The sequence below is a fragment of the Rahnella sp. Larv3_ips genome (assembly GCF_003697865.1).
In the GTDB taxonomy this organism is placed as follows: domain Bacteria; phylum Pseudomonadota; class Gammaproteobacteria; order Enterobacterales; family Enterobacteriaceae; genus Rahnella; species Rahnella rivi.
Map to the genome: position 1 here is coordinate 211,141 of NZ_MJIB01000004.1, position 20,051 is coordinate 231,191.

The following is a 20,051-nucleotide window of genomic DNA, read 5'->3' on the forward strand; positions in this document are numbered from 1 at the left end:
GAAGTCTATCGATCTGGAGTTTTTGGTCTGGCAGCGTCTTGCTGGGCTCGCACAACGTCGCGGGGCAACGTTGTCGGATACGATTATACAGTTGCTTGAAGATGCTGAGCGTAAAGAGAAATATGCGAATCAGATGTCATCACTGAAGGAAGATTTACAGCAAATTCTGGGTAAACAAGATAGCTGACCTGTCTCCATATCCTTTCTGATCAGCAACGTTATCTGTTCCGGTTTGGCTTCTGAAGGTTAAATCAGGACATAAAAAAACCCCGCCGAGGCGGGGTTTTTAGTATCTGTAGCAAAAGCTAAAGAGTGTTATTAAGCCTGTGGCTGAGTAACAGTATCTTTGTAGCCTTTAACTTCGATTTCTACACGACGGTCTGGTGCCAGGCAGTCGATCAGAGCAGCACGACCTTTAACGGAGTCACAGGTAGAACCAGTAACTGGGTTAGATTTACCTTGGCCTTGTGCAGAGATCTTGTTAGCAGGGATACCTTTAGATACCAGGTAATCTACTACGCTCTGTGCACGTTGCTCAGACAGTTTCTGGTTGTATTGTTCTGAACCGATACGGTCGGTGTAACCCAGAACGATAACAGAACCGTCTTTAGGATCGATTGAGCTCAACTGGCTGTACAGTTGATCCAGAGCCTGTTGGCCTTCTGGTTTCAGGGTCGATTTGTTGAAGTTGAAGAGAACGTCAGATTTCAGAGTGAATTTCTTAGTCTCTACAACTGGAGCTGGAGCTGGTGCTGGAGCAACAACTGGAGCAGCTGCTTCATCTTGACCGAAACGGTAAGAAACACCCACAGACAGCATGCCGTTATCAGGACGTGCGCCAACTGTAGCTGCGTCACCGATGTTGTTAACCCACTGGTAATCCAGACGGGTAGCCCAGTTTTTGGTTACTGCGTATTCAACACCAACGGCTGCCAGTGGAGAAACACCAGTGTCGTGGTCGCTGATGCGGCCAGCAGCGCCATTGTTGAAGTTACCTTTTGAATCTGCACGCCAAACCATACCACCCAGACGGGTATACAGGTCCAGATCGTCAGTCAGTGGGTAGCTCAATTTAGCAGCCAGCTGAACGCCTTGTGCTTTGAACGCGCCGTTGTTTACGCTGCCTTTAGAAGGCATGCGACCAAGCCAGTCATATCCCATTTCAAAGCCCAGGTATTGGTTCGCTTGGTAACCCAAGAACGCACCTGCACCCAGTTGGCTTTCGTGGGTAGGGCCGTTGCCGATACCTTCGTAAGCATTTGCGAAACCAGTGTCATGGTATTGGGACCAGCCCAATTTACCACCGGTATACCAGGTGTTATCTTTAGGGGCGGCTTGCGCTACGGTAGCGAAACCTGCCAGTGCCACTGCTAATGCGATAGCTGTCTTTTTCATTTTTGCGCCTCGTTATCATCCAAATAGGCAATTGAGCTTTAAGCTGTAAGCCCTTGGTTAAAATCCTTGCGCCAAGGTTATTGCGTCAATTAAGAACTTGCCACTTTACGTTGGCATTATAGAGCAACCTTGGCGTTGTAAAGTCTACAACGTGGCGCGAAACTTACAAGCTTGAAGTGTTAACGCTGTGGAAAAAAAGGGAAAAATGTACACATTTCTTAACGTGTTTGACCTTTTGTTGACAAAACTTGGAGGATATCTGCGTCAGGAATGCCCATTTTTACTGGCTTTGGGGCCAGTTCCAGCACAAATCACTAAGTTCCGCATTATTTTCATCGGAACATTCCTAATTTGAACTAATGATATACAAATGAGTGAATTTTTACGGTTGAGTGATGTCCATTGGCTGAACTCTGCTCATTTGTCGGCTTCATCACGAACCCGTAAGCCTCCCCCTGACGGGCTGCAATTTGCAGTCTTTCCCTCTCAAGATCGTTCAATTCAGGTAGCCAACCTAATACCACACTGTAATTTCCGGTCTGTAATGCCTTCTCCATCGCGTCCACCGTCGACATCGCAGTGATCTGATTTACCTGCACCATCTTATCTACAGGCAAACCCGATTCTGATAACCAGATACGGCTCAATTTTTGCTGTGGCGTGAGCCATAACAGCCAGCGTGATTGCGTGCCGAGATGTTGAAGCAGAGGCAGTAACAGTTGGGCAAACGCCGGTTGGCTCGCACTATAGACGAACTCAGTGATCAGACCATTATTCAGAGACGCAGACGTATTTACCTGTTGATGATCTACCGGCAAAGCAAGCTGACTAAAATGATGATTTGCATGGTGTTGAGTTCGCATAGTGATGTACCCCAGTGAGTTACTGTATGAATGTACAGTACTCTGGCGGTGCACAAAGATCAACCCAATTTTTCCAAGATATCTCGCAAATTTTGAAGGTAACTGACTGCAAATGCATTTTGTATTTGGCGCAGTGCTCCACATTGCGTATTTTGATTTTAGCTGTTTAGCTAACCCAGAAATGGTTCTATGGAATGAATATGAAAAGGATAACGCAATGATAAGCCAGTCAAAAAAACGGATTCTTCAATGTACGGAACTCTTTGCCTCATTGGGCAACATACGTGCACGCTCGCAGTTCGGTGGGTACAGTTTATCGGCTGACCGCGTGATGTTTGCTCTTGTGTCCGACGGCGAGTTGTACCTGCGCGCCAGTGATGAAACTGAGCAATATTTTTGCGAGCTAGGAATGGAAAGGCTGATTTATCGTAAACGCGGAATGCCCGTTTTTCTTCGTTATTTCAAAGTGAGCAAAGCTCAGTGGGAGAAACCCAGAAAACTGCGCCAGATGGCCATGCTTTCTCTCACAGGAATGCAGCATGATATCAATAAACGTAAAAAAAACGAGGCAGGGCGGTTAAAAGATCTCCCCAATTTGACGCTGGCGCTGGAAAAATTACTCTGGGAGGTGGGTATTGAAAATTCGGGCGATCTTAAATCGCTGGGATCATGTCTGACGTACAAAAAGCTCTGTACCGTGAAAAAAGATCTGGGTATTAACATATTAATGGCGCTGGAAGGGGCAATTCTTGGATTTCATGAGGCTGCTCTGCCGATGTCATCCCGTGAGTCGTTAATTCAATGGTACAGGCATCAGCAAGAGCAATCGGAACACCCACTCCAGGATCCACATTAATGGGGCTGGAGTGAATGCCCGGAGGTTAACGGTATCAGGAGTGATGCTGTTCCGGCGAAATCTTGTTATTCAGGCTGGTGAGCTCAGGTAAATGAGCCACCAGCAATCCGATTTGCTGCAGTACAAGTTGCTCTTTACTGTCTGATTCTGTCGTACGCATCTGAATCCGCGAGGTCAGGTGATCAAGTGCGCGCTGTACCCGGTCTGTCTCGGTTGTCATATGATTCAGGGCGCCATCCACACAGCATGCAGCATCATCCAGTAAGCGCAGCGTTTCGGCATCCTGCAGTTTTTCGCGGTGGGCACCCAACGCTGAAATATAACTGAGCATAGTGTGATTGAGGCACAGCAGGCGAAAGGCTGCCTCAAGCGTCGCCGTCTCATTGTTTTTCTCCGAGCTCATATTGGAGACAACGGACGCCAGTTCAGCATCGCAGTTATGCGCATCACGTCGCGCAAGACGATAATCAAGACTGTTGTCCTTGCCCTGATGATATTGCACCAGAATGGCATCAAGATACCGGCAGTTGGCCTGAAAGGTTTTACTGACTACCCGGTCAATCTGGCGGAATTTCCAGTCAGGCCAGATAAATGTCACGGCGGCCCAGGCAATGGCGCAGCCAATCAGCGTATCAATAATCCTCGGGATTGCCACTTCGAACCCTTCGCCCAGCAAATTGAAGCACAGCAAGACCAGCAGGGTGATAAACATGGTGGCCTGGGCATATTGCACGGTGCGAAAAGCGAAGAAGAGCAACCCGCTGATCACGATCAGGATCATCTGACCATCCACTGAGGGAACGAAATACAGGATGGGTATTCCGAGCGCGATACCGGCCAGGGTCCCGATAATCCTCAGCGCTAACCGCCGGCGAGTTGCGCTGTAGTTAGGCTGGCATACGAACAGGCTGGTCAGCAAAATCCAGTAACCGTGATTCAGCCCGCTGACCTGGATAAATACATATCCGACAAACAGCACGACGGACATGCGGATTGCGTGGCGGAATAATACCGATTGCGGCGTGAAGTGACGTGAAATCCGCAGCCAGATATCATCCAGGCCGGTGAGGCGGTCTTCAACAAACGGGCTTTTCCCGGCCTGATTTTCCGGCAACGATTGCTCGGATTCAATATTCGCCAGCTGTGCATCGATCGCATGCAGATTGCGCAAAAGGTGGCGCAACGCCTGCAACATCTCCCGGTGTTCCCCCTGCGTTTCCAGACGCTTAAGTGCCTCTTCCAGCCGTGCAAAGGCGCGTTCAAACTGGCTGTTATGCGTATAGGGTTGCCGATAAAGAATGCACTGAGAAAGCTGTAAACAGGCACGCGCCTGCATACTCATCAGGCGCTGGAAGCGGAATAAAATGTCGCTGTGATGGAACTGTTCGCTGAGTTTCAGGTATTTCACGTGAGAGGAACTGGCCCGTTCATGAATATCCTGTACGACAAAGTAATAGTGCAGGGTGCGTCGCGTTCCTTTCTGACCCCGGTCGCCTTTAAGCCGGGTCTGCAGCGTATTCTTGGTCTGATTGAGCGTCGCAACCAGCTGACCGTTGGCCATTGCCAGTTCCACCAGTTGCTGATTGTTGTCTTCCTGATCGGGGTCAAACAACGTTGCCTTGGCTTCCAGATAGGCGGCCAGTTGGGTGAGACAGCGGGAAATCTGGTCCTGAAGCGGGCGGATGGGGAAAATTAAATGCCCGGCAAGCGTCAATACGTTGTACCAGATTGCCCCTGCCAGCAGCAGTAAGGGTTGCTGATACCAGATGTGATACATGCTGGTGCCGAGCATGGTATAAATCGCGATCAGCAACGCGCCGAACGCGATAGTGGCATAACGTTGTCCGAGTGCACCAAGCAGAATGAATCCGCACGTCGAGAGCATCAGGCCCGGCGCAAACAGCCACGGATGGGGAAACAGCAACTCTATTGATGCCGAGGCAATGAAAAAGCACACCAGGGTGATCAGCAAATTACGCAGACGCCCTGCCAGCCGGTCATCAAGGTCGGCCAGCGCCGCGGCCACCACACCCAGCGTCAGCGGAATAGTCAGCGTTGTCTGGCCGAGCCACCACGGCACCGCAGCAGCACCGGTCAGCGCAATGAAAATCCTGATGTGATAAAGAACATTGCTGTTATAGGCATAACGCCTTAACCCTGGTGCAATAGAGAGCACGAAAACCCCACGTTAAACATAATCAGTGATTAAAAAAATTGGCCGAACGAGGTTGCTCAGCGATTGCGACGGTCATTAAGTTGGCGCGCAGCATTGGATTCACGCATTTGTTTTGCCAGCTCAACGGAAACTACCCGACGGCCCACCGGCCAAAGTGCGATAGCGGCGATTTTAAAATTCGCGATGCCCACTGGAATACCAATAATACTGATACATTGAGCAATCCCCGCCACAATGTGGGAAATACATAACCACCAGCCGAAGAAAATTAGCCAGAAGATATTCAGCAGAGTACCGCCACCGGCAAGCAGCGCGTTACGTCTCTCAGGATATAAATCATCGACATGTACTGCTTCATTACCGAACGGCAGCAATGACAGACGGGTGATTTCCCAGCATGAACGGGTCAGAGGCAGGGTGAAAATCAGCACAATACTGACCAGCGTGGCAAACAGCCAGGCGAGAGTGGTGAAAAAGCCACCTAAAACAAAGTTAAGAATATTGAGCACTGTGCGCATGTTGGGATCTTCCCGAAGTTATTAAAAATGTTAAAAGATTTCATGTTCACTAAATGGAAACACCTGCTTTATTCTACCTTGTTTCGTGTGCCGGATCGCCTCTGGTTATCAAAGGTGAACTCCTAAATACTCTTTCGAATCCGAACATGTAAAATAACGCATACTATTTTTCCGTCAGGAATCAAGAAAAGACACGGTGTGATGATATGGAATTGAAATCGACCTCTTTCGGGAAACATCTGGCTCAGCATCCTTACAATCGGGTGCGCATGCTTAACGCGGGCGTTGAAGTCAGCGGCGACAAACATCACTACCTGATCCCTTTCAATCAGCTGATCCAGATCCGCTGCAAACGCGGCATTGTCTGGGGTGAGCTTGAATTCGAGCTTCCTGAAGAGAAAGTCGTGCGTCTGCATGGCACGGAGTGGCAGGAAACTCAGCGTTTTTATCAGCATTTGCTCAAAGCCTGGCAGAGCTGGAGCGATGAAATGAGCGATGTCAGTGCCGGCGTGTTGCACGGGCAGGTGGAAAAAATCGAGCGCATTGAAGAGCAGGACAAATGGTTCAAGCGTGTTGATCTGGCTGATGTGCAGAAAGATATCGCCGACGCTTTTGCCGCGATACCGGTTCCGGTTGAGCGCCTGAATGAATTTGAGAACTGCCGTGACGATTATCAGACCTGCCTGCGCTGGCTCGAGCAGGGTAAACGCAGCGTCGACAGACGAAATCTGGCGTGGACTGATCGGGTGATTGCCGATAATCGTGACTTCTTCGATACCGTCGAAGTGTCTCCGCTCAATGACAGCCAGTGTCGGGCGGTGGTCAACGGGGAAGATGCTGTGCTGGTGCTGGCAGGTGCGGGCAGCGGCAAAACGTCGGTACTGGTGGCGCGCGCTGGCTGGCTGTTAAGGCGTCAGGAAGCGCAGCCGGAGCAAATCCTGCTTCTGGCATTCGGACGTCAGGCCGCCGATGAAATGAACACCCGTATAAAAGAGCGCCTGCATACCGAGGGCATCAAAGCCAAGACTTTCCATGCGCTGGCATTACAGATTATTTCGGAAGGCAGCAAAAAAGCGCCGAAAATCAGCAAACTGGAGACGGATGCCAAAGCGCGCCGCAGTTTACTGATCAAAACCTGGCAGCAGCAATGTGCAGAGAAAAAAGTCCAGGCCAGCGGCTGGCGGCAGTGGATGACCGATGAGCTAGAATGGACCGTTCCGGAGGGGGATTACTGGAAGAACAAAGCGCTGGCCGAGCGACTGTGCAGCCGTCTTGAACGCTGGCTCGGCCTGATGCGTATGCATGGCGGCAGCCAGGCAGAGATGACCGACGCCGCCCCTGAAGAGGTAAAAGAACTATTCCAGAAGCGCATTCGCCTGATGGCACCGTTTCTGAAAGCCTGGAAAACAGCGCTTAAAGAAGAGGGCGCAGTGGATTTCTCAGGGCTGATTCATCAGGCCGTCAATATTCTGGAGAAAGGGCGGTTTGTCAGCCCGTGGAAACACATTCTGGTGGATGAGTTTCAGGACATTTCGCCACAGCGTGCGCTGCTTCTTTCTGCCCTGCGTAAACTCAACAAGCACACCAGCCTGTTTGCCGTTGGCGATGACTGGCAGGCCATTTACCGGTTCAGTGGTGCAGAGCTTTCGCTGACTACCGCATTTGCTGAAAACTTCGGTGAAGGCGCGCAATGTGCGCTCGATACCACCTACCGTTTCAATGATCGCATTGGTGAAATCGCGAATAAATTTGTCCAGCAAAACCCTTATCAGCTGAAAAAACCATTAAACAGCCTGACGAAGGGGAACAAGAAAAATGTCGTTATTCTTCCTGAGGACCAGCTGGAAAAATTACTGGATAAACTCAGCGGGTACGTCACGGCGCAGGAGCAGATTATGGTGCTGGCGCGTTATCACCATCTGCGTCCGCAAATACTGGAGAAAGCCGCCACGCGCTGGCCGAAACTCAATCTTGAGTTTATGACCATCCACGCCAGCAAAGGTCAGCAGGCAGATTATGTGATTATCGTCGGGTTGCATGAGGGCAATGATGGATTCCCTGCACCGGCCCGCGAGTCGGTGCTGGAGCAGGTTTTACTGCCCGAACCTGAGAACTTCATGGACGCGGAAGAGCGGCGTTTGCTGTATGTGGCGATGACCCGCGCGAAACATCAGGTCTGGTTGCTGCAGGATAAAGCGCGTCCTTCGGTGTTTGTTGAACAGCTTGAAGACATCGGTGTACCGGTGCAGAGAAAGCCCTGAACGAAAAGGCCCGGCGAACTGGCTCCGGGCCTTTTATCCTTCATTCTTTCAGGCGTGCCCACAAATAGCGCTGATAGTCAGGAATGGTGATTTCAACTTCCGACTGAAACATCGGCGACTGAATCAGAAAATCAGCGGTAGAAATGTTCGTCGCCACAGGAATATTCCATACCGTCGCCAGACGCAGCAGCGCCTTCACATCCGGGTCATGCGGAACGGCATTGAGCGGATCCCACAGGAAAATCAGCATATCAATTTTGCCTTCCGCGATCAGCGCGCCGACCTGCTGATCGCCACCCATCGGACCACTCAGCATACTTTTGACGTTAATTCCGGTGTTACGCTGAACCAGATTTCCGGTTGTACCAGTGGCATAAAGAATGTGCTTTGAAAGCTCAGCGACGTTTTTATCCACCCATTTCATCAGCGTATTTTTGCAGTGGTCATGGGCGACCAGCGCAATATGCTTTTGGCTGGCGATCGTGCGGGTTGTGAATTCCATCTAATTCCCTTCAACGCGAAAGTAAAAGTGGCTCACAGAATACTGAAACTGGGTTTTACTGCATAGCGCGGGGGCAAGAATTTGGCGTTAAGGAAGAAAATGCGTGATGCAGATGACGTTACTACGCCCGTTCCTGTTTTTCTGGTTGTCTGAACCAGAGCAGAAACTGTTCGATACCCGCATTGGCGGCGAGACGGGTCCAGAGCGGATGAAGATAGGTCATTTCGATTTGTGAAGTGCGTTCGTGCGTCATTGCCGTTTTTCTGTCTGAATTATTTTTGGCAAAAGCAGGCACCGCCGCGCGTGCGCCGGAAAGGTTATAGGTCATCATCAATTTTTCAGCGTCAGCCAGGCGTTCTGCATTAAACATATTCAGCACATCACGCTGGGTTTTAATCTGACGTCCTTGTTCATTCACCAGCTGGTAGTTCATCGCGTGGCTAAACTGCGCCATCTCTTTTTCATTACTGAGCGATGGCAGAACAAAGGAGACTGAGCGGTTATCATGTGCGCTGAAGGTCACAATAAAGGCCGGAGAGTGATAAAGCTGAGGTGGCTGCGGGCTGGCAGTATGAATATTTTTACTGACCTGAAACAGGATCTGATGCTGTCCGCCGTCGAGTTCGAGGCTTTCCGCCCCCTTGAGAATGGCGCCTGACATCAGTTTACCGTCGATCACCAGCAGGTCAACGTCTGGGGAAAGTTTGAGTGAGGTCGCCGAAGCTGACGCCATCAGGCTGAGACTCGCTAATGCGACCAGCGCATGACAGACTTTCATTCTTCTCTCCTCAAACACAACGTTGTTCATCCTCTATTATTCAGTAACGGTGATTGTGTGTCAAAGTTTTACAAAATGTTTTAAATTCACACGGCGCGCCACGACGGTCTTCTGGCTTTTTTGTCCGCCAGCCTGCCGGAATAACAATGCTGAGTTACACTTAGCTCAGACAGGTCAAAGGAGAAAATCCCGTGCAAGATAATGATATTCGCAACATTCTGCAGGATGTGAAAACCATCGCGCTGGTCGGCGCCAGCGATAATCCGGGGCGTCCTAGTTATGGCGTGATGGCGTACTTACTTTCGCAGGGTTATCAGGTGACGCCTGTCAGCCCAAAACTCGCAGGGCAAGAGTTGCTGGGGCAGAAGGTGGTCGCCACGCTGGCTGACATTGCGCATCCGGTGGATATGGTCGATGTATTTCGCAATGCTGAAGCCGCTTACGGCGTCGCGCAGGAAGCGATCGCGATAAAAGCCAAAGTTCTCTGGCTGCAAATCGGCGTTATCAACGAACAGGCGGCGGTTCTGGCGAAAGAAGCCGGGCTAAAAGTGGTTATGGATCGTTGCCCGAAAATTGAAATCCCGCGACTGGGGATTAAATAGATTTTTAGCGGTAACGCACAAAAAAATGGCGTAAAAAAACCGGCTGCAAAGGCCGGTTTTTCACATCTGTAATCAGAGACATCAGTTACGCAGGCGAGGGGCCTGAAGCTGACTGCGCACCGAGGCCGCTAAATCATCCAGAGACGTTTGTTCCGGATGCGCCCGCGCCGCTTCGTGATCGATCTGTATTTCGGCCAGATAAGTATGGATTGGCTGGCCTTCCTCATCTTCCATCACCACGTGGTACCAGGGGGCCGCACGCAGGGAGTCATCAGTGGCAAGTTCAGCGACGTCAGGTTTGTCCAGCGAATACTCCGCATCGACATCGATTACCACACCCAAATAGCCCAACATTCTGTGGCGGACCTGTTGGCCGATACCAAATTTACTGGCAATCATAGTCATCTCCTGAAATTAGCGTCTTATCTTCTATATGGAGATAAAACGCGCTGTTTCAAGTTTTGACCACTTAATCCGCTAAAGATTCTCCGGTGTGCGCCTGTCAGGGCACACCGTGATCAATCAGTGAGTCACCCGGCAGGCAAAACCTTTCAGGTACAGACCTTCCGGATAAGCGCCCGTGACCGGATGATCGGCAGCCTGTCGGAACTGCTCAACAAACTGAATTTCGCGATGCGCATCCAGCGCGGCATCGGCCAGGATTTTCTGGAACAGGTCAGTGGGCAGTAAGCCGGAGCAGGAGAAGCTCAGCAAGATACCGCCCGGACGCAGCAACTGCAGCGCCAGCATATTGATATCTTTATAACCGCGACACGCGCTCGCCAGCTGATTTTTATTCTCTACGAATTTAGGCGGATCCATCACAATCATGTCGAACAGTCTGCCTTCGGTGCGGTATTTACGCAGCAGTTGGAAGACGTCTTCACGCACAAATTCTGCTTTCAACAGATCCAGATTATTCAGCTCAACGTTCTGACGCGCCACATCAAGCGCTGCCTGCGAGGTATCAACGTTAGTGACTTTCGTGCACCCGCCCATCAGCGCTGACACGGCAAAGGCGCCGGTGTAGGAGAAGCAGTTCAGCACTTCACGGCCTGCCGCATAGTGGCGTGCAGCCAGGCGGCTGTCGCGCTGGTCGAGATAGAAACCTGTCTTATGACCTTCTTTGATGTCCACCAGCAGGCTCATGCCGTGCTCCTGGATAGGCAGCAGGGCAGGCGGCTCATCGCCAAGCACATGACCCTGCACCATTTCCATGCCTTCTTTCTTACGCACCGCGACGTCGGAACGATCCCAGATGGCGCATTCCGGGTAGCAGTGTTGCAGGGCGGCAATCAGCGGCGCGCGCTGATATTCAGCCCCTGCAGAAAGTAATTGCAACACCAGGAAATTCTGGAAGCGGTCAATCGTCACGCCCGGAAGGCCGTCAGACTCACCGGCAATCAGGCGGTAACCGTCAAGCCCGTCGCGTTTGGCGATATAATCACGCCAGCTTTGCGCCTGTTGCAGGCGGCGGATAAAGAAATCGATGTCGATCTCTTCCTGCGGTTCGAAAGTCCAGACACGGGCGCGGATTTGCGACGACGGAGAATAAGCGCCGCGCGCGAGCCATTTCCCCTGACTGTCTACAATATCAATAGTGTCGCCGGAATTGGCTTTACCTTCGATGCGTGAAACCGCACCGGAAAACACCCACGGATGGCGGCGCAGAAGAGATTTTTCGCGGCCTTTGGCCAGAATTAAACGTGCAGTCATAAAATTAGGTTCTGTCGGTTCGGAGACAAAAAAGAGCGACATTGTCCGGTCATGCAGGTGAAATTGCAACGAACCATACCGCTAACGGAGAGATAATTATGTCAACAGTCAGTATAGCCGCCTGGGTCTACGGCATGGTGCAGGGTGTCGGTTTTCGGTTTTCAACACAACATCAGGCCACCGCGCTGGGGCTGACCGGATACGCCAAAAACCTTGATGACGGCAGCGTCGAAGTGGTGGCGTGCGGGGAGCAGGAAAAGGTGGAACAGCTGTTAGTCTGGCTGAAAGCCGGCGGGCCGACACATGCGCGGGTGGATCGTGTGCTCAGTGAGCCGACCGCACCCGGCGATTATAAAGAGTTCAAAATCAAATACTGAGGCGCGGGGGTTACAGGCACTTCACCGGTTTAGGCAGGCCCGCGATTTTTGTCGCCTGCTTGGCCGGGCCTTTCGGGAACAGCCGGAAGAGATAACGGCTGTTGCCTTTCTCTTCGCCATATTTTTGCGCCATGGCTTTGACCAGCATCCGCACGGCGGGCGAGGTATTAAACTCCAGGTAAAAGTCCCGCACAAAACGCACGACTTCCCAGTGGGCATCTGTCAGCACGATCCCTTCTTCTTCTGCCAGCAGTGGCGCCATGCCTTCCTGCCAGTCTTTACTGTTTTTCAGGTAACCCTGAGCGTCGGTTTCAATAACCTGACCGTCAAACTCCAGCATACAACCTCAAACCTGTAAAAATGCAGCAGGCAGTTTAGCAAAAAAGGTCTGCCTGAAAAAATAAAAAGCCCCGCCGGAAGGCGGGGCTGCAATTTACATCGGACGACAACTAAGAAAAGCAATCAGTTACGGGATGACAGACCCAGAATGCTCAGCAGGCTGACAAACACGTTATACAGCGAGACATACAAACTCACGGTAGCGCGAATGTAATTGGTTTCGCCGCCATGAATAATATTACTGGTTTCCCACAAAATCGCGCCTGCGGAGAACAGAATGAACAGGCAGCTGATCGCCAGAGACAGCGCCGGAATTTGCAGGAACAGGTTGGCGACAACCGCCACCAGCAGCACCACAAAGCCCGCCATCATCATGCCTGACAGGAACGACATGTCTTTGCGCGTGGTCAGCACGTAGGCCGAACAACAGAAGAACACCAGCGCTGTACCGCCCAGGGCGAGCATAATAATGTCACCGGCACCGGCGGCCAGCAGTGAACTTAACAATGGCCCCAGCGTGTAACCCATAAAGCCGGTCAACGCGAAAGCGGAAAGAATACCTGCCGGGCTGTTAGCCGTACGGTAGGTCAGGAACATCAGGCCATAAAACCCGACGATCGTCAGCAGAAAGCCGGGAGAAGGCAATCTCAGCACCGTACTCGCCGTCGCAGTGATCGCCGAAACGCCGAGAGTCAGGGCTAACAGGAAATAGGTGTTACGCAATACCCGGTGTGTGCTTAACAACGAGCCTGCGCGCGATGACGAAGAGGCAACGTAACGATCCATAATAAAATTCTCACTCTTATAAAAGGATTGGAGTCGGTGAAAATACAGTCAGATCGGAGTGTAAGTAGTTGCGCCGCGTCATTAAAGACGTTTTACCCTTCTTTACCTGCTCAGGGCGTGCGGGGCGCGGTTTCCTGACGTCAGAATCACCGAAATGATGCTTAAATCGCCGCTTATGAACAGAATGCCTGTTTTTCAGGCAAACGAACAGAATCAGGCTTTACAAGCGGATCGGCACTGTTTATAGTTCGCTTCGTTGCGGAGGGGTGGCCGAGCGGCTGAAGGCACCGGTCTTGAAAACCGGCGATGGGAAACCATTCGAGAGTTCGAATCTCTCCTCCTCCGCCATAAACAACACAAGAAAGCTGCTAAGTAATTAGCGGCTTTTTTTGTGCCTGTTATTCAGGCACGCGTCAGGGCATGCGTTTTAAATGCTCATAAAATCAACAAACTAGATTGAAAATAATGTTTGCATCTTTTTTCCGGTCTTGTATACTACGCCCCGTACTGAACGACTGACGTCGCAAAGTGCTTGTTGTTTACGGAGGGGTGGCCGAGCGGCTGAAGGCACCGGTCTTGAAAACCGGCGATGGGAAACCATTCGAGAGTTCGAATCTCTCCTCCTCCGCCATAAACAACACATCAAAGCTGCTAAGCAATTAGCGGCTTTTTTTGTGCCTGTAATCCGGCACATCCATTCGTTACTTCCCGTTGTCTTAGCAGTATGTCAGCCCGCTTGCTGCTGCCCGTACTGCCTTGGTGAACACCCGAGCGTGCGTTTGAACGCCGTACTGAAGGCGCTTTCTGATTCGTAACCCAGCGACAACGCCACCGCCGATACCGGTTCTTTGCTGTTTGTCAGCCGGTCACCGGCCAGCAACATCCGCCAGCGGGTCAGGTATTCCAGCGGCGCGCTGCCGACGGCCAGCTTGAATTTTTGCGAGAACACCGAGCGCGACATGCCTGCCTGCTCCGCCAGCGTCTGCACCGTCCAGCGATGCGCCGGGTTTTCATGCATTGCATTGAGCGCTTTGGAGAGTTGCCTGTCAGCCAGCGCGGCAAACCAGCCGCTGCTTTCCCCTTCCGCTGTGTTATCGACGTGCATCCGCAGCGCCTGCACCAGCATCATGTGCGCCATATGCTGCGCGATCAGCAATCCGCCTGGCCGCTGCTCACGCAATTCCTCCATCATCCGCTCAACCGCCCAGCGCAAACTGGCTTTGTCAGATTCTTTCGAGATGTGTACCACCGGCGGCAGCATCGCCAGCAGGGTAGAGGCGTGGGTGCCGCTGACCGCAAACCGGCTGCCGGTGAGGAAAAAATCCTTGCCGCCGTTGCAGGAAACCGTTCCGCCATCCCGCGCCTGCTGGAAAATTGGCCCGGCATCGACGGGCGGAATAGACAGATCGCTGGCGAGCCGGAACGGGCGGCCGGCCGGTAACACAAAGCAGTCTCCGGCTTTCAGATGCACGGCGCCTGGCACGGAGTCGACCGCCAGCCAGCATTCACCGGTAATGATCGCGTTACATTTAATCGACTGATAATGATCGGGGAATTGCACCGACCATGCGCCACCGGCTTCAAAACCTTTGGACATATAACTGCGTGGCTTCAGCAGTGACAACACATCAGAAAGAGGATCCATCAGCGGCTCCGGACGATTGCAAAGATAATGCGGACATTAGCGCATAGATCGTCTTTTCTCCAGCGCCTATAGTTTGCTCACTCAGGCATACCCATTTTCAGCCACAGCAAATTTAGCCAACTACAGGGGAATTCGAGATGCGTGTATTCGTTACAGGTGCTACAGGTTTTGTCGGTTCTGCGGTCGTGCAGGCATTGCTGCAGGCCGGTCATCAGGTGCTGGGGCTCGCGCGTTCGGAGGCCTCGGCGCAGGCGCTGACCGACGCGGGTGCCGACGTGCATCGCGGCAGTATTGAAGATTTGCAGAGTCTGGCCTCAGGCGCAGCACAGGCCGACGGCGTGATCCACACCGCGTTTATCCATGACTTTTCACGATTTCTGGAGAACTGCGAAAAAGACCGGCTGGCGATTGGCGCGTTAGGCGCCGCGCTGAAAGGCACAGATAAACCCCTGATCGTCACCTCGGGCACTGCGCTGGTGAGTAACGGTCACCTGGCGACGGAAAACGATTTACCCGATCCGCAGGGGCGAAACCCGCGCATAGCGTCAGATCAGGCGGCCGCAGCGCTGGCAGAGCAGGGCGTGCACGTCTCGCTGGTGCGTCTGCCGCCGTCGGTGCATGGCGCGGGTGACCACGGATTTGTGCCGATGATCATTGCCATGGCACGGGAAAAGGGCGAATCCGCCTATATCGGCGCAGGGCAAAATCTCTGGCCAGCCGTTCACCGGCTGGATGCCGCCCGCGTGTTTGTGCTGGCGCTGGAAAAGGGCGCGTCGAACGCCATTTATCACGCGAATTCAGAACAAGGCGTGCCGTTTCGTGAGATCGCCACCCTGATTGGCAAACACCTTAACCTGCCGGTGGTGAGTAAAAATGCGCAGGAGGCGGGAGAACATTTTGGCTGGTTTACTCATTTCGCCTCACTGAACAACCCGACTTCCAGCCAGATCACCCGCGACGTTCTGGGCTGGAAACCTGAACATCAGGATCTCCTGACCGATATCGACACCGCCGGCTATTTCAAATAATCGTATTTTACAGCCACGCACAACAGGTCACGCCGCTGACCTGTTTGCGTTTTTTGTCGTGGTGTTAATGGAGTTAATTGCCTAAAAAACGCCCCGAATCACACTTCGGGAAGATAAAAAATTTACCCTATTGCCTGCCAGATGTTATGCGCTATGTTGATTTTTAGTTTCCCAAATGTAACTAGAGGTTAACAATAATGACGAACAAATTACGATTCTCTCTGATTGCTGCGGCTGTAATGATGTCTTCCTCTGCCATGTCTGCATTACCTCAGGGCTATCCGGCCGACTATCAAAAAATCGTCGATGCGGCGACCAAAGAAGGCAAAGTCGTGGTGTATTCCACCACCGATACCAAAGCGGCAGGCCCGCTGATTCAGGGCTTTGAGGCCACCTATCCCGGCATTAAAGTTGAATATAACGACATGAACAGCACCGAACTGTACAACCGTTATATCAGCGAACAGGCGGCGGGCGGTACCAGCGGCGACGTGGTCTGGAGCTCCTCCATGGACACCGCGCTGAAACTGGCCACCGATTACGCGCAGGAATATAAATCGCCGGAACAGGGGCAGTTGCCGAAGTGGGCGGTGTGGAAAGACAAAGCCTACGGCACGACTTACGAACCTGTGGTGTTTATCTATAACAAGCGTCTGATCCCGGCCGGTGACGTGCCAGATTCTCACGCAGCGCTGGCGAAACTGATTGCCAGCCAGACCGATAAATTCAGGAAAAAGGTCACGACGTACGACATCGAGAAATCCGGCCTCGGCTTCATGCTCTCCGTGCAGGATTTCAAAGCCGATCCGAACTATTTCAAAACGCTGGCTGACGTCGCCAAAGGCGGTTTAGCGGTGCAGTCGTCAACCGGCACCATGATGGAGCGCGTTTCTTCCGGCGAAAACCTGATCGGCTTTAACATCCTCGGTTCTTACGCAGAAGCCCGCGCCAAAACGGATCCGTCGCTCGGCATCTCCTATCCGAAGGATTACACCCTGGTGCTTTCCCGCGTTTCCTTCATCAGCCAGGAATCGAAAAACAGTAACGCCGCCAGACTGTGGCTGGATTATGTGCTGTCGGAAAAAGGCCAAAGCATTCTGGCGAACCAGGCCGACATTCCGTCCATCCGTAACGATATCGAAGGTAAAAACGACATCGACGGCATGACCAAAATGTTAGGCAACGCCCTCAAGCCAATTCCGGTGGACGAAACCCTGCTGGAATACCTGCAACAGAAAAAACGCCTCGATTACATCAAAGAGTGGCGCGCCGCTGCCCAAAAATAGCAGTTGGGGCGCGCATCAGCTCTGCGCGCCTCCCTTTCTCTTGCCTGATTTCGCTGCTAACCGAAGGGAAGTAACATGAATGCATTGCGCAGAAAGTGGCAAAGCCTGCCGCGTGGCATCGTGGTGCTGATAACCGCTCTGGTTATCTACATTCCGTTGTCGTTCATCGTGATACAAAGTTTTCTCTCCGCGCCGTTCTTTTCCCCGTCCAAAGAATGGAGCCTTGAGTCTTTTGAATTTATCTTCACCGATCCTGATTTCTATAAGGCGCTGAAAAGTGGCTTTATTCTGGCGTTCGGGCTGGTGGTGATCGCCATTCCACTTGGCGGCATCCTGGCATTTTTGATGGTGCGCACCGATCTCCCCGGCAGACGTCTGATTGAGCCGCTGATCCTGGTGCCGATTTTCGTTTCGCCGATGGTCCTGGGTTTCGGTTACGTGGTTGCCGCCGGGCCGGTCGGGTTCTTCTCGCTGTGGGCGCAGGCGATCCTCGGTTTCGTGCCGTGGAACATCTACGACATGTCGAGCATCGTGGTGATTGCGGGTCTGACGCACGTGCCGCACGCCTATCTCTATATTTCCTCGGCGCTGCGCAGCGTCGGGTCGGATGTTGAGGAAGCCGCGCGAACCGCCGGTGCTTCGCCGCTCCAGGTGATGACCGCCGTCAGTCTGCCGATGGTGCGCCCGTCGATTCTTTACGCCACCGTGCTGCTGTTTTTCCTCGGGCTGGAAGTGTTCGGTCTGATGCTGGTGCTGGGCGATCCGGAAGGCAACATGGTGCTGGCGACCTACCTGTATCAGCTGACCAACAAGCTCGGGACGCCGTCTTATCACCTGATGGCTGCCGTGGCGGTTGTGCTGATTTGCATCACTATTCCGCTGGTGATGTTGCAGCGCCGCCTGATGCGCACCGCCAACCGTTTTGTCACCGTGAAAGGTAAAGCGTCGCAGGCACGCGCGTTGCCGCTCGGCAAATGGCGCTGGGTGGCCGGTGCGGTGGTGGCGTTCTGGCTGACGGTCACCATCGGCGTGCCGTTGCTGGGTGTGGTTCTGCGCGCGTTTATCTCCAACTGGGGGGTTGGCGTGTCGCTGTGGGATGAGCTGTCGCTCAATACTTTCCGTACCATCTGGGAGCAGCCGAACCTGCTGCGTGCCATCGTCAACTCAATGGCGATCGGTGTTATCGGCGGCGCGCTGGCGGTGGCGTGTTACCTGTTTATCGGCATCGCCATGCACCGTAAACCGGACGGTGTCACCCGCTTCCTCGATTACAGCGTGCTGGTGCCGCGTGCCGTACCGGGCCTGCTGGCCGGTCTGGCTTTCCTGTGGGTGTTCCTGTTCCTGCCGATGTGGTTCGACAACGCCCTCAAATCCGGCTGGCTTTCCGGTATGCCGTGGTCGCAGTGGTTGCGTGACAATCTGGTGGTCTGGCTGCGATCGCTGCGCAGCACCATTTTCAGCGTCTGGCTGGCCTATACCGTGGTGTGGATGGCATACGGGTTGCGGCTGATCTCCTCGACGCTGTTGCAGGTCGGGCCGGAGCTGGAAGAGGCTGCGCGTAGTGCCGGTGCAACCCGTGGACAAATCACCCGCCACGTCACCATTCCGCTGTCCCGTTACGGGCTGATCGGCTCGTGGTTGCTGATGTTCCTGATTTTTGAGCGTGAATATTCCACCGGTGTGTATCTGCTTTCGCCGGGTACCGAAACCATTGGCTCGATGCTGGTTTCCCTGTGGGCGGCCGGTGCCATTGATATCGTCGCCGCGCTCTCCTTTATTAACATCCTGCTGGTGGTGTTAGGTCTGGGTATTGCCCTTCGTTTTGGAGTCAAATTACATGATTGAATTATCGGTCGAGAATCTGCACTTAACCTACGGCGACAATCCGGTGCTCAAAGGCGTGTCGATGGATCTGAAACGTGGCGAAGTGGTGTCCTTGCTCGGGCCTTCCGGCAGTGGCAAAACCACCTTACTGCGTGCGGTTGCCGGGCTGGAAAAACCGACACAGGGCACCATTATCATCGGCAAAAACAGAGTCTACGACGGCACGCCGCGCAGCGAAATTCCTGCCGAAGAGCGCAATCTCGGGCTGGTCTTTCAGTCTTATGCGCTGTGGCCGCACAAAACCGTGTTTGAGAATGTGGCCTATCCGCTGAAGCTGCGCAAAGTCTCTGCCGGGGAAATTACCCGGCGCGTGCAGGCGGTACTGGATCAGCTCGGGCTGGGGCATCTGGGCAAACGCCATCCGCATCAGCTTTCCGGAGGGCAGCAGCAGCGGGTGGCGATTGGCCGAGCACTGGTTTACAACCCGCCGGTGATTTTGCTTGATGAACCGCTGTCGAATCTCGATGCCAAGCTGCGCGAAGAGGCACGGGTTTTCCTGCGCGAACTGATCATCAAACTCGGGCTGTCAGCGCTGATGGTGACCCACGATCAGAACGAAGCGATGGCGATTTCGGATCGCATTCTGCTGCTCAATAACGGCAAAATCGAACAGCAGGGCACACCGCAGGAAATGTACGGTTCGCCGAAAACGCTGTTTACCGCCGAGTTCATGGGCAGCAACAACCGTCTGCACGGCAAAGTGACCGAAGTCCGCGACGGCAAAGCGCGGATAGAAGGGAAAGGCTGGGTATTATGGGGGCAGGCGGGCGAAGGGGTGCAAAGCGGGCAGGAGGGGACGGCAGTGATCCGCGTCGAGCGCGTGGTGCTGGCCGGCGGCCCGGGGGATAATCAGCTGGAATTACCGCTGCTGACCAGCATGTATCTCGGTGACCGCTGGGAGTATCTGTTCCGCACTGCCGGAGATGACTTCGTTATCCGTGCCTACGGTGCGGAAGTGCGCGATCCGCAGCATTGCCATCTGGCCTTACCGGAACAGCATGTGTGGATCTTCCCTAAAGTTTAATGAGTTAACTTAAGG

At 53.1% G+C, this 20,051-nt stretch carries 19 protein-coding genes, 2 tRNA genes and 1 pseudogene; 11 read left to right on the forward strand and 11 right to left on the reverse strand.

What is annotated here, in order from left to right; genetic code table 11:
• Positions 1-187, forward strand: a pseudogene (locus ED901_RS03380) (Ter macrodomain-binding protein MatP); the annotation flags it as partial.
• 131 nt (positions 188-318) lie between these two features.
• Here ED901_RS03380 and ompA read toward each other — a convergent pair.
• Together ompA and sulA are read right to left on the reverse strand one after the other, a co-directional pair.
• Positions 319-1,395 carry a porin OmpA gene (ompA, locus tag ED901_RS03385; protein WP_056769336.1) on the reverse strand — a complete coding sequence of 359 codons (1,077 nt, stop codon included), beginning with the start codon at positions 1,393-1,395 and terminating at the stop codon, positions 319-321.
• Positions 1,396-1,751: 356 nt separating this feature from the next.
• Positions 1,752-2,258 (reverse strand): SOS-induced cell division inhibitor SulA, encoded by a 507-nt coding sequence (sulA, locus tag ED901_RS03390; RefSeq protein WP_056769338.1) that lies wholly within the window; start codon positions 2,256-2,258, stop codon positions 1,752-1,754.
• A 112-nt stretch (positions 2,259-2,370) separates the two neighbouring features.
• Between sulA and ED901_RS03395 the strand changes: the two genes are divergently transcribed.
• The gene (locus ED901_RS03395) at positions 2,371-3,114 is read left to right on the forward strand and encodes a TfoX/Sxy family DNA transformation protein (protein ID WP_371414278.1); all 744 of its coding nucleotides are present in this window, start codon (positions 2,371-2,373) and stop codon (positions 3,112-3,114) included.
• 34 nt (positions 3,115-3,148) lie between these two features.
• On the opposite strand, the gene yccS is transcribed toward ED901_RS03395, so the two are convergent.
• Positions 3,149-5,290 (reverse strand): YccS family putative transporter, encoded by a 2,142-nt coding sequence (gene yccS / locus ED901_RS03400; RefSeq protein WP_122094815.1) that lies wholly within the window; start codon positions 5,288-5,290, stop codon positions 3,149-3,151.
• A 56-nt stretch (positions 5,291-5,346) separates the two neighbouring features.
• On the reverse strand, positions 5,347-5,808 hold the full coding sequence (locus ED901_RS03405) for a YccF domain-containing protein (protein WP_056769344.1): 462 nt from the start codon (positions 5,806-5,808) through the stop codon (positions 5,347-5,349).
• Between the two features lie 206 nt (positions 5,809-6,014).
• Between ED901_RS03405 and helD the strand changes: the two genes are divergently transcribed.
• Positions 6,015-8,069: a DNA helicase IV gene (gene helD / locus ED901_RS03410; RefSeq protein ID WP_122094817.1), complete on the forward strand. Its 2,055-nt coding sequence runs from the start codon at positions 6,015-6,017 to the stop codon at positions 8,067-8,069.
• Positions 8,070-8,109: 40 nt separating this feature from the next.
• Here helD and mgsA read toward each other — a convergent pair whose 3' ends face one another.
• Together mgsA and ED901_RS03420 are read right to left on the reverse strand one after the other, a co-directional pair.
• Positions 8,110-8,571 carry a methylglyoxal synthase gene (gene mgsA, locus ED901_RS03415; RefSeq protein WP_056769348.1) on the reverse strand — a complete coding sequence of 154 codons (462 nt, stop codon included), beginning with the start codon at positions 8,569-8,571 and terminating at the stop codon, positions 8,110-8,112.
• A 121-nt stretch (positions 8,572-8,692) separates the two neighbouring features.
• Positions 8,693-9,349 carry a DUF2057 family protein gene (locus tag ED901_RS03420; RefSeq protein WP_122094819.1) on the reverse strand — a complete coding sequence of 219 codons (657 nt, stop codon included), beginning with the start codon at positions 9,347-9,349 and terminating at the stop codon, positions 8,693-8,695.
• 191 nt (positions 9,350-9,540) lie between these two features.
• On the opposite strand from ED901_RS03420, the gene ED901_RS03425 reads away from it, so the two are divergent.
• On the forward strand, positions 9,541-9,951 hold the full coding sequence (locus ED901_RS03425; RefSeq protein WP_056769352.1) for a CoA-binding protein: 411 nt from the start codon (positions 9,541-9,543) through the stop codon (positions 9,949-9,951).
• 81 nt (positions 9,952-10,032) lie between these two features.
• On the opposite strand, the gene hspQ is transcribed toward ED901_RS03425, so the two are convergent.
• A complete protein-coding gene (gene hspQ, locus ED901_RS03430) occupies positions 10,033-10,350 on the reverse strand; it encodes a heat shock protein HspQ (RefSeq protein WP_056769354.1) in 318 nt (105 codons plus the stop codon).
• A gap of 123 nt (positions 10,351-10,473) precedes the next feature.
• Positions 10,474-11,667: a 23S rRNA (cytosine(1962)-C(5))-methyltransferase RlmI gene (gene rlmI / locus ED901_RS03435; RefSeq protein ID WP_122094821.1), complete on the reverse strand. Its 1,194-nt coding sequence runs from the start codon at positions 11,665-11,667 to the stop codon at positions 10,474-10,476.
• A 98-nt stretch (positions 11,668-11,765) separates the two neighbouring features.
• On the opposite strand from rlmI, the gene yccX reads away from it, so the two are divergent.
• A complete protein-coding gene (gene yccX, locus ED901_RS03440) occupies positions 11,766-12,044 on the forward strand; it encodes an acylphosphatase (protein WP_056769357.1) in 279 nt (92 codons plus the stop codon).
• A gap of 10 nt (positions 12,045-12,054) precedes the next feature.
• Here the strand turns inward: yccX and tusE are convergent, their stop codons facing one another.
• Both tusE and yccA read right to left on the reverse strand, forming a co-directional pair.
• Complete coding sequence (gene tusE / locus ED901_RS03445; protein WP_056769359.1) at positions 12,055-12,384, reverse strand: sulfurtransferase TusE; 330 nt, start codon at positions 12,382-12,384, stop codon at positions 12,055-12,057.
• A gap of 122 nt (positions 12,385-12,506) precedes the next feature.
• Entirely contained in the window at positions 12,507-13,169 is a 663-nt protein-coding gene (gene yccA, locus ED901_RS03450) for an FtsH protease modulator YccA (RefSeq protein ID WP_056769361.1), read from the reverse strand.
• 260 nt (positions 13,170-13,429) lie between these two features.
• Here yccA and ED901_RS03455 point away from each other — a divergent pair.
• Both ED901_RS03455 and ED901_RS03460 read left to right on the forward strand, forming a co-directional pair.
• Positions 13,430-13,517 (forward strand) — tRNA-Ser (locus ED901_RS03455).
• 195 nt (positions 13,518-13,712) lie between these two features.
• A tRNA-Ser gene (locus ED901_RS03460) sits at positions 13,713-13,800 on the forward strand.
• 96 nt (positions 13,801-13,896) lie between these two features.
• Here ED901_RS03460 and ED901_RS03465 read toward each other — a convergent pair.
• Positions 13,897-14,814: an AraC family transcriptional regulator gene (locus ED901_RS03465; RefSeq protein ID WP_122094823.1), complete on the reverse strand. Its 918-nt coding sequence runs from the start codon at positions 14,812-14,814 to the stop codon at positions 13,897-13,899.
• A 137-nt stretch (positions 14,815-14,951) separates the two neighbouring features.
• Here ED901_RS03465 and ED901_RS03470 point away from each other — a divergent pair, with 137 nt between their 5' ends.
• From ED901_RS03470 to ED901_RS03485, 4 genes are all read left to right on the forward strand, one after another.
• On the forward strand, positions 14,952-15,842 hold the full coding sequence (locus ED901_RS03470) for an SDR family oxidoreductase (protein ID WP_122094825.1): 891 nt from the start codon (positions 14,952-14,954) through the stop codon (positions 15,840-15,842).
• A gap of 197 nt (positions 15,843-16,039) precedes the next feature.
• Complete coding sequence (locus tag ED901_RS03475; RefSeq protein ID WP_056769367.1) at positions 16,040-17,128, forward strand: ABC transporter substrate-binding protein; 1,089 nt, start codon at positions 16,040-16,042, stop codon at positions 17,126-17,128.
• A 75-nt stretch (positions 17,129-17,203) separates the two neighbouring features.
• Complete coding sequence (locus ED901_RS03480) at positions 17,204-18,973, forward strand: iron ABC transporter permease (protein ID WP_122094827.1); 1,770 nt, start codon at positions 17,204-17,206, stop codon at positions 18,971-18,973.
• Positions 18,966-20,036 (forward strand): ABC transporter ATP-binding protein, encoded by a 1,071-nt coding sequence (locus tag ED901_RS03485; protein ID WP_056769371.1) that lies wholly within the window; start codon positions 18,966-18,968, stop codon positions 20,034-20,036. Before ED901_RS03480 ends, ED901_RS03485 begins: the two co-directional genes overlap by 8 nt.
• Positions 20,037-20,051 lie beyond the last annotated feature (15 nt).

Excerpts from the sequence above, each read along its gene's own strand:
- ompA (WP_056769336.1), bottom strand. The coding sequence starts at position 1,395 with ATGAAAAAGACAGCTATCGCATTAGCAGTGGCACTGGCAGGTTTCGCT.
- sulA (WP_056769338.1), bottom strand. The coding sequence starts at position 2,258 with ATGCGAACTCAACACCATGCAAATCATCATTTTAGTCAGCTTGCTTTG.
- ED901_RS03395 (WP_371414278.1), top strand. The coding sequence starts at position 2,371 with ATGCATTTTGTATTTGGCGCAGTGCTCCACATTGCGTATTTTGATTTT.
- ED901_RS03405 (WP_056769344.1), bottom strand. The coding sequence starts at position 5,808 with ATGCGCACAGTGCTCAATATTCTTAACTTTGTTTTAGGTGGCTTTTTC.
- helD (WP_122094817.1), top strand. The coding sequence starts at position 6,015 with ATGGAATTGAAATCGACCTCTTTCGGGAAACATCTGGCTCAGCATCCT.
- mgsA (WP_056769348.1), bottom strand. The coding sequence starts at position 8,571 with ATGGAATTCACAACCCGCACGATCGCCAGCCAAAAGCATATTGCGCTG.
- ED901_RS03420 (WP_122094819.1), bottom strand. The coding sequence starts at position 9,349 with ATGAAAGTCTGTCATGCGCTGGTCGCATTAGCGAGTCTCAGCCTGATG.
- hspQ (WP_056769354.1), bottom strand. The coding sequence starts at position 10,350 with ATGATTGCCAGTAAATTTGGTATCGGCCAACAGGTCCGCCACAGAATG.
- rlmI (WP_122094821.1), bottom strand. The coding sequence starts at position 11,667 with ATGACTGCACGTTTAATTCTGGCCAAAGGCCGCGAAAAATCTCTTCTG.
- yccX (WP_056769357.1), top strand. The coding sequence starts at position 11,766 with ATGTCAACAGTCAGTATAGCCGCCTGGGTCTACGGCATGGTGCAGGGT.
- tusE (WP_056769359.1), bottom strand. The coding sequence starts at position 12,384 with ATGCTGGAGTTTGACGGTCAGGTTATTGAAACCGACGCTCAGGGTTAC.
- yccA (WP_056769361.1), bottom strand. The coding sequence starts at position 13,169 with ATGGATCGTTACGTTGCCTCTTCGTCATCGCGCGCAGGCTCGTTGTTA.
- ED901_RS03465 (WP_122094823.1), bottom strand. The coding sequence starts at position 14,814 with ATGGATCCTCTTTCTGATGTGTTGTCACTGCTGAAGCCACGCAGTTAT.
- ED901_RS03470 (WP_122094825.1), top strand. The coding sequence starts at position 14,952 with ATGCGTGTATTCGTTACAGGTGCTACAGGTTTTGTCGGTTCTGCGGTC.
- ED901_RS03475 (WP_056769367.1), top strand. The coding sequence starts at position 16,040 with ATGACGAACAAATTACGATTCTCTCTGATTGCTGCGGCTGTAATGATG.
- ED901_RS03480 (WP_122094827.1), top strand. The coding sequence starts at position 17,204 with ATGAATGCATTGCGCAGAAAGTGGCAAAGCCTGCCGCGTGGCATCGTG.
- ED901_RS03485 (WP_056769371.1), top strand. The coding sequence starts at position 18,966 with ATGATTGAATTATCGGTCGAGAATCTGCACTTAACCTACGGCGACAAT.